At 71.6% G+C, this 15,715-nt stretch carries 12 protein-coding genes; 7 read left to right on the top strand and 5 right to left on the bottom strand.

Annotated elements, in window-relative coordinates; all coding sequences use genetic code 11:
- Positions 1-7: 7 nt before the first annotated feature.
- Positions 8-595: a response regulator gene (locus ADK54_RS14880; protein WP_053726102.1), complete on the bottom strand. Its 588-nt coding sequence runs from the start codon at positions 593-595 to the stop codon at positions 8-10.
- 11 nt (positions 596-606) lie between these two features.
- Positions 607-4,683, bottom strand: a complete 4,077-nt coding sequence (locus ADK54_RS14875) for a HAMP domain-containing protein (RefSeq protein WP_053726169.1) — start codon at positions 4,681-4,683, stop codon at positions 607-609.
- Between the two features lie 209 nt (positions 4,684-4,892).
- Here ADK54_RS14875 and ADK54_RS14870 point away from each other — a divergent pair, with 209 nt between their 5' ends.
- Complete coding sequence (locus tag ADK54_RS14870) at positions 4,893-6,806, top strand: ATP-binding SpoIIE family protein phosphatase (RefSeq protein ID WP_053726101.1); 1,914 nt, start codon at positions 4,893-4,895, stop codon at positions 6,804-6,806.
- Positions 6,807-6,858: 52 nt separating this feature from the next.
- On the opposite strand, the gene ADK54_RS14865 is transcribed toward ADK54_RS14870, so the two are convergent.
- Positions 6,859-7,377: a hypothetical protein gene (locus ADK54_RS14865; RefSeq protein ID WP_053726100.1), complete on the bottom strand. Its 519-nt coding sequence runs from the start codon at positions 7,375-7,377 to the stop codon at positions 6,859-6,861.
- Between the two features lie 240 nt (positions 7,378-7,617).
- Here ADK54_RS14865 and hemW point away from each other — a divergent pair, with 240 nt between their 5' ends.
- On the top strand, positions 7,618-8,850 hold the full coding sequence (gene hemW / locus ADK54_RS14860) for a radical SAM family heme chaperone HemW (protein WP_078966388.1): 1,233 nt from the start codon (positions 7,618-7,620) through the stop codon (positions 8,848-8,850).
- A gap of 326 nt (positions 8,851-9,176) precedes the next feature.
- Here the strand turns inward: hemW and ADK54_RS14855 are convergent, their stop codons facing one another.
- Positions 9,177-9,995, bottom strand: coding sequence for a DUF3097 domain-containing protein (locus ADK54_RS14855; protein WP_053726098.1), 819 nt, complete (start codon positions 9,993-9,995; stop codon positions 9,177-9,179).
- Positions 9,996-10,078: 83 nt separating this feature from the next.
- Complete coding sequence (locus ADK54_RS14850; RefSeq protein WP_053726097.1) at positions 10,079-10,801, bottom strand: MBL fold metallo-hydrolase; 723 nt, start codon at positions 10,799-10,801, stop codon at positions 10,079-10,081.
- A gap of 155 nt (positions 10,802-10,956) precedes the next feature.
- Between ADK54_RS14850 and hrcA the strand changes: the two genes are divergently transcribed.
- From hrcA to ADK54_RS14825, 5 genes are all read left to right on the top strand, one after another.
- Positions 10,957-11,976, top strand: coding sequence for a heat-inducible transcriptional repressor HrcA (gene hrcA, locus ADK54_RS14845; RefSeq protein ID WP_053726096.1), 1,020 nt, complete (start codon positions 10,957-10,959; stop codon positions 11,974-11,976).
- On the top strand, positions 11,977-13,116 hold the full coding sequence (gene dnaJ / locus ADK54_RS14840; RefSeq protein ID WP_053726095.1) for a molecular chaperone DnaJ: 1,140 nt from the start codon (positions 11,977-11,979) through the stop codon (positions 13,114-13,116).
- A 241-nt stretch (positions 13,117-13,357) separates the two neighbouring features.
- Positions 13,358-14,449 (top strand): nitronate monooxygenase, encoded by a 1,092-nt coding sequence (locus ADK54_RS14835; RefSeq protein ID WP_053726094.1) that lies wholly within the window; start codon positions 13,358-13,360, stop codon positions 14,447-14,449.
- A complete protein-coding gene (locus tag ADK54_RS14830; RefSeq protein ID WP_053726093.1) occupies positions 14,446-15,189 on the top strand; it encodes a 16S rRNA (uracil(1498)-N(3))-methyltransferase in 744 nt (247 codons plus the stop codon). Before ADK54_RS14835 ends, ADK54_RS14830 begins: the two co-directional genes overlap by 4 nt.
- A gap of 115 nt (positions 15,190-15,304) precedes the next feature.
- Positions 15,305-15,715, top strand: a 411-nt coding sequence (locus ADK54_RS14825; RefSeq protein WP_159047765.1) for a hypothetical protein, incomplete at its 3' end; no start/stop codon positions are given.

Genomic DNA, 15,715 nt, shown 5'->3' with positions numbered 1-15,715 from the left:
GTTCCGTTCACGTAATGCTGCGGGCCCGTCTGAGGGCCCGCAGGGCGTCCTCCAGGCGGGCCATCTGGTGGCGCAGCTCGGTCACCTCGGCGAGCCCGCCCCGGGTCAGCTCGTCCTCGATCGCGCCGAGCCGCGCGGAAATCTGGTCGAGCTGCTTCTGCTCGCCCGCCAGCATCCGCTCCAACTGCCGGTTCTTGCGGTGCAGTTCGAGGAACACGTTCACCTTGGCGCGCAGCACCCAGGGGTCGAAGGGCTTGGTGAGGAAGTCCGCCGCGCCCGTGGCGTACCCGCGGAACGCGTAGCCGTTGTCGCCGTCCGTGCCGGTCAGGAAGATGATCGGCACGTCCTTCGTCTGGTCGAGCCGCTTGATGTTGGACGCCGTCTCGAAGCCGTCCATGCCCGGCATCCGCACGTCGAGCAGCACCACCGCGAACTTCCGCCGCAGCAAGGCCTTCATCGCCTCCTCACCCGAACGCGCCCTGACCAGCGGCTCGTTCAGGGAGCTGAGGACGGCCTCCAGGGCGATCAGGTTGTCCTCCATGTCGTCGACGAGGAGGATGCTCGCCCGCTCGCCGGGTGGTGCCTCTGTGCTCATGCCAGGTCGCCTCACGTGCTCGGTGGTGCAGCCGCCGTCTCCCCGGCGCCGCTCGACTGCTCCGGGACGGACGGGGTGGTGTCGTCAGCCTCCTCCGCCCGGCCCTCGGGGTCCAGTAGGGCGCAGACGACACCGAGGAGCAGGTCCACGTCCACGGGCTTGGGTACGTACTCGTTGGCGCCCTGGGCGATCGACTTCTCCCGGTCGCCGGGCATCGCCTTCGCGGTGAGCGCGACGATCGGCAGATCGGTCCACAGCGGGCTGCGCCGGATCGCCTCGATCGTCTCGTAGCCGTCCATCTCGGGCATCATGATGTCCATCAGGACCAGTTCGATGTCAGGGTTGCGCTCCAGGGTTTCGATGCCCTCCCGCCCGTTCTCCGCGTACAGGACCGGCATGCCGACCCGGCCGAGCACATGGGTGAGCGCGAACACGTTGCGGATGTCGTCGTCGACGATCAACACCCGGCGCCCGAGCAGGACTTGACCGGGCCGGCCACGCTTCCACTCCTCCAGCCTGGTGGCGGTGGGCCAGCCGTCGTCCTGGTCGGGCAGCAGGAGATGGTCGTCGGAGAGCCGGTCGGAGGTGTCGAGGGTGAGCTCGGAGCCCTGCTGCTCGGCCTCGCTGGGCACGTGCCCCGGGTAGAGGACGGGGACGTACAGGGTGAAGGTGGAGCCGCGGCCCGGCTCGCTCTCGGCGATGATGCGCCCGCCGAGCAGCCCGGCGATCTCGCGGCTGATGGACAGGCCGAGGCCGGTGCCGCCGTACTTGCGGTTGGTGGTGCCGTCGGCCTGCTGGAACGCCTCGAAGATCACCGGGAGCTTCTCGGGCGCGATGCCGATGCCGGTGTCCCGTACGGCGAACGCGATCAGGTCGTCGGAGCCGCGCAGCACTCCGTTCTCCGGGTCCTTGATGCGGCTGACGCGCAGCTCGACGCGGCCCGAGGAGGTGAACTTGATCGCGTTGGACAGCAGGTTGCGCAGGATCTGCTGGAGGCGCTGCTCGTCGGAGTACATCTCGCGCGGCACTTCCTCGCCCACCGCCACGTCGAAGGCGAGGCCGCGGTCGAGCGTGATGGGGCGGAAGGTGGCGTGGACGTAGTCGAGGACCTTGATGAGGGGGAGCTTCTTGGGGCGTACGTCCATGCGGCCCGCCTCGATCTTCGACAGGTCCAGGATGTCGTTGATCAGCTGGAGGAGGTCGGAGCCCGACCGGTGGATCGTCGTGGCGAACTGCACTTCCTGGTCGGACAGATGGGCGTCCGGGTTGTCGGAGAGCAGCCGGGCGAGGATGAGCAGCGAGTTGAGCGGGGTGCGCAGCTCGTGCGACATGTTCGCCAGGAACTCCGACTTGTACTGGGAGCTGGTAGCCAACAGGGCGGCCTTTTCCTCCAGTTCGGCGTTGGATCGCTGCAACTCGGCCTGCTGGCGCTGGAGTTCGTCCGAGCGCTCCTGGAGCTGGACGGCGAGCCGCTGGGACTCGCTCAGGAGCGACTCGGTGCGGGAGTTGGCGATGATGGTGTTGATCGCGACGCCGATGGTGTTCACGAACTGGTCGAAGAAGGCCAGGTGGACATCGGAGAAGCGGGAGAAGGAGGCCAGCTCGATCACGCCGAGCAGCTTGTCCTCGAAGAGGATCGGGATGATGACGACGCTGGCGGGCGAGGCCTCGCCGAGCCCCGAGTTGATCTTGATGTAGTCCGGCGGGGCCTCTTCGAGCAGGATCCGCTTCTTCTCCAGGGCCGCCTGCCGGACCAGGCCGTGGCCCGGCATGCCGGTCGTGTCCACGGTCGCGCCCTGCGCGGAGCCGTACCCGGCGATGAAGGCGAGCCCCTTGGAGGTGCTGGTGGTGCGGGACGGGGTGCCGTCGCCGTCCGGGTCGGCCAGGAAGAACGCGCCGTACTGGGCGTTCACCAGCGGGGTCAGCTCGCGCAGGATCAGGTCGGCGACCTCCATCAGGTCGCGGTGGCCCTGCATGAGCCCGGCCAGACGCGCCAGGTTGGACTCCAGCCAGTCCTTGGCCCGGGTCGTCTCGCGCAGGTTGGACACCATCAGGTTGATGTTGTCCTTCAGCTCGGAGACCTCGCCCCGGGTCTCCACGGTGATCGAGCGGGACATGTCGCCCTGGGCGACGGCCGAGGCGACCTCGGCGATCGCGCGGACCTGGGTGGTGAGGTTCAGGGCGAGCTCGTTGACGTTGGTCGTCAGGCGCTTCCACGTCCCGTACACGCCCTCGACCCGCGCCTGGCCGCCGAGCTGACCCTCGGAGCCCACCTCGCGGGCCACCCGGGTGACCTCGGAGGAGAACGAGGACAGCGTGTCCACCATGGTGTTGATGGTGGTCTTCAGCTCCAGGATCTCGCCGCGCGCGTCCACGTCGATCTTCTTCGACAGGTCGCCCTGGGCCACCGCCGTGGCGACCTGCGCGATGTTGCGGACCTGGGACGTCAGGTTGTCCGCCATGTAGTTGACGTTGTCGGTGAGGTCCTTCCACACGCCGGACACACCGAGCACCTGGGCGCGCCCGCCGAGCCGGCCGTCCGTGCCGACCTCGCGGGCCACGCGGGTGACCTCGTCGGCGAAGGCGCGCAGCTGCTCCACCATCGTGTTGACGGTGTCCTTCAGCTCCAGGATCTCGCCCCGGGCATCGACGGTGATCTTCTTCGACAGGTCGCCGTTGGCGACGGCGGTGGTGACCTGGGCGATGTTGCGGACCTGGGACGTCAGGTTGGACGCCATGAAGTTGACGTTGTCGGTGAGGTCCTTCCAGACCCCGGAAACGCCCCGCACCTGCGCCTGACCGCCGAGGTTGCCTTCCGTACCCACCTCGCGGGCCACGCGGGTGACTTCGTCGGCGAAGGCGGAGAGCTGGTCGACCATGGTGTTGATGGTCGACTTGAGCTCCAAGATCTCGCCCTTCGCCTCCACCGTGATCTTCTTGCCGAGGTCGCCCTGGGCGACGGCGGTCGACACGAGGGCGATGTTGCGGACCTGCGAGGTCAGGTTGTCCGCCATGAAGTTGACGTTCTCGGTGAGGTCCTTCCAGACCCCGGACACCCCGCGCACCTGGGCACGCCCGCCGAGGTTGCCTTCCGTGCCGACCTCGCGGGCCACGCGGGTGACTTCGTCGGCGAAGGCGGAGAGCTGGTCGACCATGGTGTTGATGGTCGACTTGAGCTCCAGGATCTCGCCCTGCGCGTCGACGGTGATCTTCTGGGACAGGTCGCCGTTGGCGACGGCGGTGGTGACCTGGGCGATGTTGCGCACTTGGGACGTCAGGTTGGACGCCATGAAGTTGACGTTGTCGGTGAGGTCCTTCCAGACCCCGGAAACGCCCCGCACCTGCGCCCGGCCGCCCAGCTGACCCTCGGTGCCGACCTCACGGGCCACGCGCGTGACCTCATCAGCGAAGGCGGACAGCTGGTCCACCATCGTGTTGACGGTCAGCTTCAGTTCGAGCAACTCGCCGGTCGCCTCGACCGTGACCGTACGGGTCAGATCGCCGCGGGCCACCGCCGTGGTCACCGCCGCGATGTCGCGGACCTGCGCGGTCAGGCGCGAGGCCATGGTGTTCACGGCCTCGGTGACATCGCGCCAACTCCCGCTCAGGCCCTGCACCTTGGCGCGCCCGCCGAGCCGCCCCTCGGTGCCCACCTCGCGCGCGACCCGGGTCACCTCGCCGGTGAACAGCGACAGCTGGTCGACCATCTTGTTGACCGCCCGGCCGAGCCGGCGCAGATCGCCGCGCAGCTGCCGGTTGCCGTCGTGCAGATCGACGCGCTGGGTCAGATCGCCGCCCGCCACCGCGTCGAGGACCCGCGTCGCGTTCGCCGCCGGCACCACCAGGGCGTCGAGCAGGGTGTTCGCATGGCTGATGCCGGCGGTCCAGGTGCCCTGCCCGGGGCTGGCCGCGAGCCGCTCGTCGAGCCGCCCGTGCCGGACCACCTCGCGGCGCACCCGCATCAGCTCGTCGGTGAAGTGCTGATTGCGCACGGCCACTTGGTTGAAGAGCGCGGCCAGCTCGGCCGGCACCCCCTCGTGGACCTCCTGGAGCCGCACCCGGAAGTCGCCGTCGCGCAGGGCCGTCATCGCCGCGATGAGGGGACGGAGCTCCGAGGCACGGACCCAGCCGCCCTCGTCCGGTGGCATAGCACTGTCTCTGTTCATGCAGGCCCACTTCGGTGACTCGGAGCTAATGGGCCCGCTCAGTCTGTCACTCTGTCGGTGTCGTGAGCGGCGCATTCGCGAGAACGGTCAGGAGCCGCACCGTGGGACCCTTTCCAGCGCAGCGGGGGAGCATGAACCGCCCGTATTCCCCGACCTCCTACGACCCGACCGAGGCGGCACACGTTCAGTCCGCCGCGGCGAAACCCGGCGCCTGCCCGACCGCCCGCACCAGCCTGCCCGGCAACCCGCTCGCCCCCTGCGCCGCCCGGCGATTCATACGGGCCGCGCTCGCCGACTGGGCCGGGCTCGGCCCGCCGGTATCAGGTCAACTCCCGGAATTCACCGACCAGTTCACGTACGACGCGGCGATCCTCGTCAACGAGCTGGTCACCAACGCGGTCGTCCACGCGGGCACCACCGTCGACGTGCTGTGCCGTCTGGAGCGCGGCGACGGCCAGGAACCGGCCGCCCTCGTCATCGAAGTCTCCGACCACCATCCCTCCCGTGCGGTATCCAGCGAGCCGCACCGGGCCCGGGACGAGCACGCGGCGTACGAGTACGGGCGCGGCCTGCACGTCGTCGCCGCCCTCGCCGAATGCTGGGGCATCACCTACCGCAGCGGGCTGAAAACCGTCTGGGCCCGCCTCACCGTGGACGCCGACGAGCCGCCCGAGCCGCCCGCCGGCCACCGCGACGAACTCCTCCAACGCGGCCTGCGCGCCGCCGAGATCCTCGCCCCGGCCCCGCACCGCACCCCGCGCCGGCACGACCGCGACTGGGTCAACCGGGGCGCCCTCTCCTTCCTCGCCGAGGCCTCCGACCTCCTGGCCGGACAGTTCGACGAGGACATGATCGCGGCCCTGGCCGGCCAGCTCCTGGTGCCCCGGCTCGCCGACTGGTGCGCGATCTGGCTCGACGAGGACGCGGGCGGCCCGCTCGCCGCGCCCCGCCTGGCCCGGGTCTGGCACGCGAAGGAAGCCGCCATAGAGCCGCTGCGGGCCGCCGTGGAGAAGGAGCCGCCCCGGCTGCCCGCCTCCGCCCGCGGCGGCCCGGTGCCGATGCCCTGGCCCCGCACGCCCGAGCTCGGCGCGGACGGCGCGGCGCTCGCCTACCGCCTGGTCGCGGGCGGCAGCGAAGTGGGCGTGCTGCTGCTCGGCCGGGCCGGCCTGTCGCGCATCCCCGACGAGGTCACCGGCCTGATCGAGGACTTCCTGCGCCGGGTGGCCCTCGCGGTCGGCGCGGCTCGCCAGTACACCCGGCAGGCGACCATCAGCAGGGTGCTCCAGCGCGGCCTGCTGCCCACCCGGGTCGCCGAGATCCCCGGCATCGACAGCGCCTTCGTCTACGAGCCGAGCAACGAGGCGCTGGCGGGCGGCGACTTCTACGACGTCTTCCCCGGCGCCGACGGACGCTGGTGCTTCGCACTCGGCGACGTCCAGGGCAGCGGCCCCGAAGCCGCCGTGGTGACCGGCCTGGCCCGGCCCTGGCTGCGGCTGCTCGCCCGCGAGGGCTACGCGGTGCACGAGGTGCTCGACCGGCTCAACCAGCTGCTGGTCGACGACGCCACCGAGGCGGCCGAGGCGGCGGTCCGCCTCGCGACCGCCGAGCCCGTGGGGGAGGCCGAAGGACCGCAGGCCCGCTTCCTCTCCCTCCTGTACGGAGAGCTGGTGCCGGACGCCCGGGGAGTGCGCTGCACCCTGGCCAGCGCCGGACACCCGCTGCCCCTGCTCCTTCGGCCCGACGGCTCGGTCCGGGCGGCCGCCGTCCCGCAGGTCCTGCTCGGCGTGGTCGAGGGCGCCCGCTACGAGAGCGAGAGCCTGCGCCTGACCTCGGGCGACACCCTGCTGTGCGTGACCGACGGGGTGACCGAGCGCCGCTCGGGCCCGCGCATGTTCGACGACGCCGACGGGCTCGCCACGGAACTGTCCGGCTGCGTCGGCCTGACCGCCTCCGGGGTGGCCGGCCGGATCAAGCAGGCGGTGTACGACTTCGACGAGGCCCCGCCCGCGGACGATCTCGCGCTCCTCGTCCTCCGGGCGAACTGACCAGGCCCGCCCGTCGGCGCCGGGCGGGCCTGGGTCCTTCCCGCCGCTGCTCTCAGGCGCTGGCGGCGGCGGTGCAGGAGGCGTCGCCGCCGCAGTAGGTGATGTCCCAGTGGGTGCCCTCGTTGGCGTAGACGTTGCCGGCCGAGGAGCGCCAGCGGGTGGCGCCGTCGCTACGGGTGGCGATGCGCGTGAAGCTGTTGGTGACATAGGAGTCGACGCAGGTGTTGCGCGAGATGTCGGCCTTGTAGCCGTTGTAGTGGCTGTACGTGCCGGCCGCGTGACCCACCTCGGTGCCGCCGGTGACGTTGATCGCGCACTTGCTCGCGGACTTGAGCGTCCTGAGCCCGTCGACGGTGGCCTGGTTGATCTGCTCGTACGAGGTGCAGGTGGAGTTGGAACGGGTGGTGCAGCCGCCGCTGGAGGAGTGGGTCACGCCCGCCGCCGACAGCTGGGAGGCGGCCGCGGACTGGCTGAGCTTGACGACGGCGGCGCCCGCCGTCCCGGACAGGGCGAGCACGGTGGCGGCGGCGAGGCTGCCGGAGACGAGAAGAGTTCGCTGACGGATCATCATGTGCGGTTGCCCTTCGGGTGGTTGGGGCCGGATGCCCTTCGGTGGGTTGAAGGTGTGTCTGTTCCGCGGGACACGATGGCGTACGGGCGGGGTCGGGAGGGAGAGGGGTGACGTGAACAGTGCCGGACGGGCGGGGGCTCGGGTGCGGGCCGCAGGCGGCTGGCCGCGCGGTTCCGCGCCCCAGGGGGTGCCTGTGCGGGGGCGGTCATCGGACTGGCCGGGGTGGCGGACAATGGGGGCATGCCTTCCGTACTGCCCGATGGTGAGCCCATGCCCGAGGACGGGTCGCTGCCCCGCGCTGCCCTGGAAGGCGCCGGGGAGCGGCCGCTCGGCTTCTACCTGCACGTTCCGTACTGCGCGACGCGCTGCGGCTACTGCGATTTCAACACGTACACGGCGAGCGAGCTGGTGGGCAAGGGCGGCGTCCTCGCCTCCCGCGACAACTACGCGGACATGGTCGTCGAGGAGATCCGCCTGGCCCGGAAGGTCCTCGGCGAGGACCCCCGCCCGGTGCGGACGGTGTTCGTGGGCGGCGGCACGCCCACACTGCTCGCGGCGGCCGACCTCGTGCGCATGCTGGCGGCGGTGCGGGACGAGTTCGGCCTGGCCGAGGACGCGGAGATCACGACCGAGGCGAACCCGGAGTCGGTGAACCCGGCGTACCTCGCGGAGCTGCGGGCGGGCGGCTTCAACCGGGTCTCCTTCGGCATGCAGAGCGCCCGGCAGCACGTCCTGAAGGTCCTCGACCGTACGCACACGCCGGGCCGGCCGGAGGCGTGCGTCGCGGAGGCCCGCGCGGCGGGCTTCGACCACGTCAACCTGGACCTGATCTACGGCACGCCGGGCGAGAGCGACGAGGACTGGCGGGCCTCGCTCGACGCGGCCGTCGGCGCGGGCCCCGACCACATCAGCGCGTACGCCCTGATCGTCGAGGAGGGCACGCAGCTCGCCCGCCGCATCCGGCGCGGCGAGGTGCCGATGACGGACGACGACGAGCACGCGGACCGGTACCTGATCGCGGACGAGGTCCTGGGCGCCGCGGGCTACTCCTGGTACGAGGTCTCGAACTGGGCCACGACGCCCGCCGGCCGCTGCCTGCACAACGAGCTGTACTGGCGCGGGGCGGACTGGTGGGGGGCGGGTCCCGGCGCCCACAGCCATGTGGGCGGGGTGCGGTGGTGGAACGTGAAGCACCCGGGCGCGTACGCGGCGGCCCTGGCGTCCGGCCGCTCCCCCGGCGCGGGGCGGGAGGTTCTGTCCCCGGAGGACCGCAGGGTGGAACGCATCCTCCTGGAACTCCGCCTGCGAGAGGGCTGCCCGCTGACCCTGCTGCATCCGACGGGCCTGACGGCGGCCCGCCGCGCGGCGGAGGACGGCCTCTTGGACGCGATGTCCTTCACGGAGGGCCGGGCCGTGCTGACCCTGCGGGGTCGGCTGCTGGCGGATGCGGTGGTTCGGGACCTGGTGGACTGAACCGCCCTCCCTCCCGGGGCGAGTGGGTCGACTGCGGACCGTGCGTGGCTGGTCGCGCAGTTCCCCGCGCCCCTAAACAGCTTTCGGCCTCGGCCCGTGGGTGGTCGGTCGCGCAGTTCCTCGCGCCCCTAGCGGGATTGACGCTGGCTGGCACCGACATCTTCAGCCCGTCATGGGGTCCCCCCTGGCCCTTGAGGCCTTGGGGGAGTTTGAGGACGAGCGCCTTTCAGGCGCGAACGGGGTCTGGGGCGGAGCCCCAGGAGTACCGGCCGTCAGCCGAACGAATTCCCCCGGAGGGTCTCGGGAAGGGGTGGGGTGGGGAAAGGCTACGGGGCCGTCACGAAGTCGATCAGGTGCTCCACCGACCCCAGCAGCGACGGATCCAGGTCCTTGTACGACCGCACCCCCGACAGGATCCGCTGCCAAGCCGCCCCCGTGTTCTCGGGCCACCCCAGCGCCCGGCAGACCCCCGTCTTCCAGTCCTGCCCCCGCGGCACTACCGGCCACCCCGCAATCCCCACGGACGACGGCTTCACCGCCTCCCACACGTCGATGTACGGGTGCCCGACGACCAGCACATCCGGATGCGTCACGGACGCCGCGATGCGGGACTCCTTCGAGCCCGGGACCAGGTGGTCGACCAGAACCCCCAGCCGCGCGTCCGGCCCGGGGGCGAACTCGGCGACGATCGCCGGAAGGTCGTCGATGCCCTCCAGGTACTCGACGACCACGCCCTCGATCCGGAGGTCGTCCCCCCACACCCGCTCCACGAGCTCCGCGTCGTGGCGCCCCTCGACATAGATCCGCCCCGCCCGCGCGACCCGGGCCCGCGCCCCCGGCACGGCCAGCGATCCGGAGGCCGTACGGGCGGGCCCCGCGGGGGCCGAAGCGGAGGGGCGCACGAGTGTGACGACCTTGCCCTCCAGGAGGAAGCCGCGGGGTGCCAGCGGGAAGACGCGGTGCTTGCCGAAGCGGTCCTCCAGGGTGACCGTCGGCCCCTCGGCCGTCTTCTCGCAGCGGATCACGGCTCCGCAGAATCCCGTGGAGACCTCCTCGACGACGAGGTCGACCTCGGCAGGCACCTCAGGAACGGGCACCTGCTTCTTCTTCCAGGGCGGGGTGAGATCGGGGCTATAGCTACGCATGGGCCCATTATTCGGGGTGGCCGGGAGGAAAGGGGGTTGGCCCCCGACGATGTGGCGCGGCCGGGGCCGGATCGGGGCCGGGGCTACAACACCCCGAACCGCACCGCGAGTTGGTCCCGCTGGGCCCGTACGAAGGCGGCGTCCACCACCGCCCCGTGCCCCGGCACGTACACCGCGTCCTCGCCGCCCAGCGAAAGGAGCCGGTCCAGGGCGGCCGGCCAGCGCGAGGTCACCGCGTCGGAGCCCGCCTGGGGCTCGCCCGACTCCTCGACCAGGTCGCCGCAGAAGACGATCTCGGGCGAGTCGCCGGTCGCGGGGACCAGGACCGCGAGGTCGTGGCCGCTGTGACCGGGCCCGACGTTCGCGAGCAGTACCTGGCGGCCGCCCAGGTCCAGCGTCCACTCGCCGCACACCGCGTGGTGCGGCACGACCAGCAGGTCGGCCGCCTCGGCCGCGTCCTGGGCGGACACCCCCTGGCGGGCCGCGTCGTCGCGCAGCTCGTCGCGTCCCAGCGCCCGCTCGATGCCGACGGCCCCGTACACCTCGGCGCCGGAGAAGGCGGCCGTGCCCAGGACGTGGTCGAAGTGGGGGTGGCTGAGCGCGATATGGGTCACACGGCGGCCGAAGAGGGCCTCGGCCTGTGTCCGGAGTTCGGCGCCCTCGCGGAGCGTCGCGCCGGTGTCGTACAAGAGGAGCGAGCTCTCCCCGGCGACCAGTGCGGCCGTGGCGTCCCAGACCGGCAGGCGCCTGCGCCCGACCCCGTCGCCGAGGCGCTCCCAGCCGAACTCTTCCCAACTGACGTCCATGACGCGACGCTATCCGCAATCGAGGGGCGACGCCGCACGGTAGCGTGGTCGGCCGCCCTTGCTAGGGGCGTACCGGTCGGCCGTACACTGGCCGGGGGATTGCTGGCACTCGAACACAGTGAGTGCCAAACGGACGGCAACTGGAGGTGTGCGCGATGCTCAGTGAACGCAGGCTGGAGGTGCTGCGCGCCATCGTCCAGGACTATGTCGGCACCGAGGAGCCGGTCGGGTCCAAGGCCCTGACCGAGCGGCACGCCCTTGGCGTGTCCCCGGCGACCGTGCGCAACGACATGGCGGTTCTGGAGGAGGAGGGCTTCATCGCCCAGCCCCACACCAGCGCCGGCCGGATCCCGACCGACAAGGGCTACCGGCTCTTCGTCGACCGGCTCGCGGGCGTCAAGCCCCTGTCGTCGCCGGAGCGCCGGGCGATCCAGAACTTCCTGGACAGCGCGGTGGACCTGGACGACGTCGTGGCCCGTACGGTGCGGCTGCTCGCGCAGCTGACCCGGCAGGTGGCGGTCGTCCAGTACCCGTCGCTGACCCGGTCCACGGTGCGGCATGTGGAGCTCCTCTCACTCGCGGCGGCCCGGCTGATGCTGGTGCTGATCACGGACACCGGGCGGGTCGAGCAGCGCATGGTCGACTGCCCGGCGCCGTTCGGCGAGGCCTCGCTCGCGGACCTGCGGGCCCGGCTCAACGCACGAGTGGTGGGACGCCGCTTCGCGGACGTGCCGCAGCTGGTGCAGGACCTGCCGGAGTCCTTTGAACCGGAGGACCGAGGAACCGTTTCGACGGTCCTCGCCACCCTCCTCGAAACCCTGGTCGAAGAGACCGAGGAGCGGCTGATGATCGGCGGCACCGCCAATCTCACCCGCTTCGGACACGACTTCCCGCTGACCATCAGGCCGGTGCTGGAGGCGCTTGAGGAGCAGGTCGTGCTCCTCAAGCTGCTCGGCGAGGCCAAGGAATCGGGCATGACCGTACGCATCGGGCACGAGAACAACGCCCACGAAGGACTGAACTCCACGTCCGTCGTATCGGTCGGCTACGGTTCCGGCGGCGAGGCGGTCGCCAAACTCGGCGTGGTCGGACCGACCCGCATGGATTACCCCGGAACGATGGGAGCGGTACGCGCAGTGGCACGTTACGTCGGACAGATCCTGGCGGAGTCGTAAGTGGCCACGGACTACTACGCCGTACTCGGCGTGCGCCGCGACGCATCACAGGACGAGATCAAGAAGGCGTTCCGGCGCCTCGCACGCGAACTCCACCCGGATGTGAATCCGGACCCGAAGACGCAGGAGCGCTTCAAGGAGATCAACGCCGCGTACGAGGTCCTGTCGGACCCGCAGAAGAAGCAGGTCTACGACCTCGGCGGCGACCCGCTGTCGTCGTCGGGGGGCGGCGGCGGTGCCGGCGGCTTCGGCGCGGGCGGCTTCGGCAACTTCTCGGACATCATGGACGCCTTCTTCGGCACGGCATCCCAGCGCGGCCCGCGCTCGCGGACCCGCCGCGGCCAGGACGCCATGATCCGCCTGGAGATCGACCTCAACGAGGCGGCCTTCGGCACGACCAAGGAGATCCAGGTCGACACCGCCGTGGTGTGTACGACCTGTTCGGGCGAGGGGGCCGCCCCCGGCACCTCCGCGCAGACCTGTGACATGTGCCGCGGCCGCGGCGAGGTGTCCCAGGTCACCCGGTCCTTCCTGGGCCAGGTCATGACGTCGCGGCCCTGCCCCCAGTGCCAGGGCTTCGGCACCGTGGTCCCGACCCCGTGCCCCGAGTGCGCGGGCGACGGCCGCATCCGCTCCCGGCGCACCCTCACCGTGAAGATCCCGGCCGGTGTCGACAACGGCACCCGGATCCAGCTCGCGGGCGAGGGCGAGGTCGGCCCCGGCGGCGGCCCCGCCGGCGACCTGTACGTGGAGATCCACGAGCTGGCGCACGACGTGTTCCAGCGCCGCGGCGACGACCTGCACTGCACGGTCACCATCCCCATGACGGCGGCGTCGCTCGGCACGAAGGTGCCGCTCCAGACGCTCGACGGCATGGAGGAGGTGGACATCCGCCCGGGAACCCAGTCCGGCCAGTCCATCCCGCTGCACGGCCGCGGCATCACGCACCTGCGCGGCGGCGGCCGCGGTGACCTCATCGTGCACGTCGAGGTCATGACCCCGAGCAAGCTGGACCCCGCGCAGGAGGACCTCCTGCGCCAGCTGGCCAAGCTCCGCGGCGAGGAACGCCCCACGGGCCAGTTCCAGCCGGGGCAGCAGGGCCTGTTCTCCCGGCTGAAGGACGCGTTCAACGGGCGTTGAGCCGTGAGGGGGGGCTCCGGGGGTGACCCCCGGAGCCCCCTTTTTCTTTTGGGGCTGCGCCCCAAACCCCCGAGGCCTTCGGTCCGCGGGTTGAAAAGTGGACCTCAGCCAAAATCCAGCCCCTCCGGCGTTTGAGGAGCGGGGGTTCGGGGGCGGAGCCCCTGAGCAGGGGGCCGGCCTCACCCACCCCGGGAGGAACAGGCGATTCGGTGCGAGAGCAACAGCGTGGCACGATGCGGGCATGGCTTTGACCGATCTCTGCCGGTATCCGATCGTGCAGGCGCCCATGGCGGGCGGCGCCTCCGGTCCGGCGCTGGCCGCGGCCGTCTCGGAGGCCGGGGGGCTCGGGTTCCTGGCCGCCGGGTACAAGACCGCCGACGGCATGTACCAGGAGATCAAGCAGATGCGGGGGCTGACGAACCAGCCCTTCGGAGTCAACCTGTTCATGCCCCAGGACCCGCACACCGACCCCGCCGCCATCGAGGTCTACCGCCACCAGCTGGCCGGCGAGGTCACCTGGTACGAGACCCCGCTGGGCGAGGCCGACGGTGGGGGCGACGACAACTACGAGGCCAAGCTGGCGATCCTGCGCGAGGATCCGGTGCCGGTGGTCTCGTTCACCTTCGGCTGCCCCGAGCGCCCGGTGTTCGACGCGTTCGCGAAGGTCGGTACGTACACGATCGTCACCGTGACCACCCCCCAGGAGGCGCAGGCCGCGCAGTGGGCGGGGGCGGACGCGGTGTGTGTGCAGGGCGTCGAGGCGGGCGGCCATCAGGGCACGTACCGGGACGATCCGCAGGTCGGCGGGGCCGGCATCGGGCTGCTCACGCTGATCGGGCTCGTCCGGGAGACGGTTCAGCTGCCGATCGTCGCGGCGGGCGGCCTGATGCGGGGCGCGCAGATCGCGGCGGTCCTCGCGGCGGGAGCGGACGCGGCGCAGCTCGGCACGGCGTTCCTGGCGTGCCCGGAGTCGGGCGCGAACGTGCTGCACAAGCAGGCGCTGACCAATCCCCTTTTCGTGCGTACGGAGTTGACGCGGGCGTTCTCCGGGCGGCCCGCGCGGGGCCTGGTGAACCGTTTCATGCGGGAGCACGGGCCGTACGCCCCCGCCGCGTATCCGCAGGTGCACCAGCTCACGGCGGGCCTGCGCAAGGCCGCGGCCGAGGCCGGCGACCCCCAGGGCATGGCGCTGTGGGCGGGCCAGGGCCACCGCCTCGCCAGGGAGCTCCCGGCGGGCAGGCTCGTTGAAGTCCTGGCCGCCGAACTCGACGACGCGGCAGCGGAGTTGACCCAGACACTGCAGAACCTGAAGAACATGAGGAGTGCGTCATGACCGCCCCGGTCTTCGTTGTCGACAAGGTGCCGGGCGGCGGCGAGTTCGTCCTGGACGGCGCGGAGGGCCGGCACGCCGTCTCCGTCAAACGGCTGCACGCGGACGAGGAAGTGACCCTCACCGACGGCGCCGGGAACTGGGCGGACGCGGTGGTCGTCGCGGCCGAGGGCAAGGACCGCCTGGTCGTACGGGTCACGGCTCGCGCCACCGAGGAGGAGCCCGCGGTACGGATCACCGTGGTGCAGGCGCTGCCCAAGGGCGACCGGGGCGAGGTCGCCGTGGAGACGATGACCGAGACCGGCGTCGACGCGATCGTCCCCTGGCAGGCCGGGCGCTGCATCACCCAGTGGAAGGGCGAGCGCGGCCTCAAGTCCCTCGCGAAATGGCGCAGTACGGCCCGCGAGGCGGGCAAGCAGTCCCGTCGGGTGCGCTTCCCGGACGTACGGGAAGCGATGACGACGAAGCAGGTCGCGGCGCTCCTCGCGCGGGCGGACCTGGCGGTGGTCCTGCACGAGGACAGGGATTCCGGCTCGGCCGCCCTGTCCACGGCGGACCTGCCCGCCCGGGGCGAGATCGTCCTGGTGGTCGGCCCGGAGGGCGGCGTCTCCCCGGAAGAACTGGCCACGTTCGCCGAGGCGGGCGCGAAGCCGTACCGCCTGGGGAGCAGCGTGCTGCGCACGTCGACGGCGGGGACGGTGGGGGCGGCGGTACTGATGGCGAGGACCGGGCGCTGGTCCTGACCCTCCAGCGCGGCAGCCGGACCGCGACCGGACCGCGACCGGGCCACCCCGGAACGCGACGGGATGGCCGCAAGGGGTCTACCGCACCCGGTGCCGCGGTGGCACCCTGGCGCTCATGGGGGCCAAGAGGTCGCACCGCCCAGCACGACACACCGCCCGCCGCAGGGCGTACCGAACCCTGCCGGCCGTGGCCATGGCCGCGCTGGCGATCGGCGGGGCCGCCGCCTGCGACCCGGTCGGCGGGCTCAACTCCGCCGCGGTCGCGGTCACCACGGACCAGACGGCGACCGCCGCGCTGCAGCACCAGCACGTCGCGATCAAGTGGCTGACCTGCACCGCCAACCTGAAGGGCGGCCCCAGCGCGACCCCTTCGGCCGGCAGCACCACCCGGCAGGTCGCCGACGTGGACTGCCAGGGCGAGACCAAGGACGGCAAGCCGATCACGGTCAAGGGAACGGTCACGCAGGAGGTCGAGGGCCGCTGCGTGACCGTTCCCTTGACCGTGATCGGCTTGCCGTCCTTGGTC

This window comes from Streptomyces sp. WM6378 (assembly GCF_001279695.1).
In the GTDB taxonomy this organism is placed as follows: Bacteria; Actinomycetota; Actinomycetes; order Streptomycetales; family Streptomycetaceae; genus Streptomyces.
The sequence above is the reverse complement of the archived record's forward strand: the minus strand, read 5'-3'. Positions and strand labels throughout refer to the sequence as shown.

Excerpts from the sequence above, each read along its gene's own strand:
- ADK54_RS14870 (WP_053726101.1), top strand. The coding sequence starts at position 4,893 with ATGAACCGCCCGTATTCCCCGACCTCCTACGACCCGACCGAGGCGGCA.
- ADK54_RS14835 (WP_053726094.1), top strand. The coding sequence starts at position 13,358 with ATGGCTTTGACCGATCTCTGCCGGTATCCGATCGTGCAGGCGCCCATG.
- ADK54_RS14855 (WP_053726098.1), bottom strand. The coding sequence starts at position 9,995 with ATGCGTAGCTATAGCCCCGATCTCACCCCGCCCTGGAAGAAGAAGCAG.
- ADK54_RS14850 (WP_053726097.1), bottom strand. The coding sequence starts at position 10,801 with ATGGACGTCAGTTGGGAAGAGTTCGGCTGGGAGCGCCTCGGCGACGGG.
- hemW (WP_078966388.1), top strand. The coding sequence starts at position 7,618 with ATGCCTTCCGTACTGCCCGATGGTGAGCCCATGCCCGAGGACGGGTCG.
- ADK54_RS14865 (WP_053726100.1), bottom strand. The coding sequence starts at position 7,377 with ATGATGATCCGTCAGCGAACTCTTCTCGTCTCCGGCAGCCTCGCCGCC.
- ADK54_RS14830 (WP_053726093.1), top strand. The coding sequence starts at position 14,446 with ATGACCGCCCCGGTCTTCGTTGTCGACAAGGTGCCGGGCGGCGGCGAG.
- hrcA (WP_053726096.1), top strand. The coding sequence starts at position 10,957 with ATGCTCAGTGAACGCAGGCTGGAGGTGCTGCGCGCCATCGTCCAGGAC.
- ADK54_RS14880 (WP_053726102.1), bottom strand. The coding sequence starts at position 595 with ATGAGCACAGAGGCACCACCCGGCGAGCGGGCGAGCATCCTCCTCGTC.
- ADK54_RS14875 (WP_053726169.1), bottom strand. The coding sequence starts at position 4,683 with ATGACGGCCCTGCGCGACGGCGACTTCCGGGTGCGGCTCCAGGAGGTC.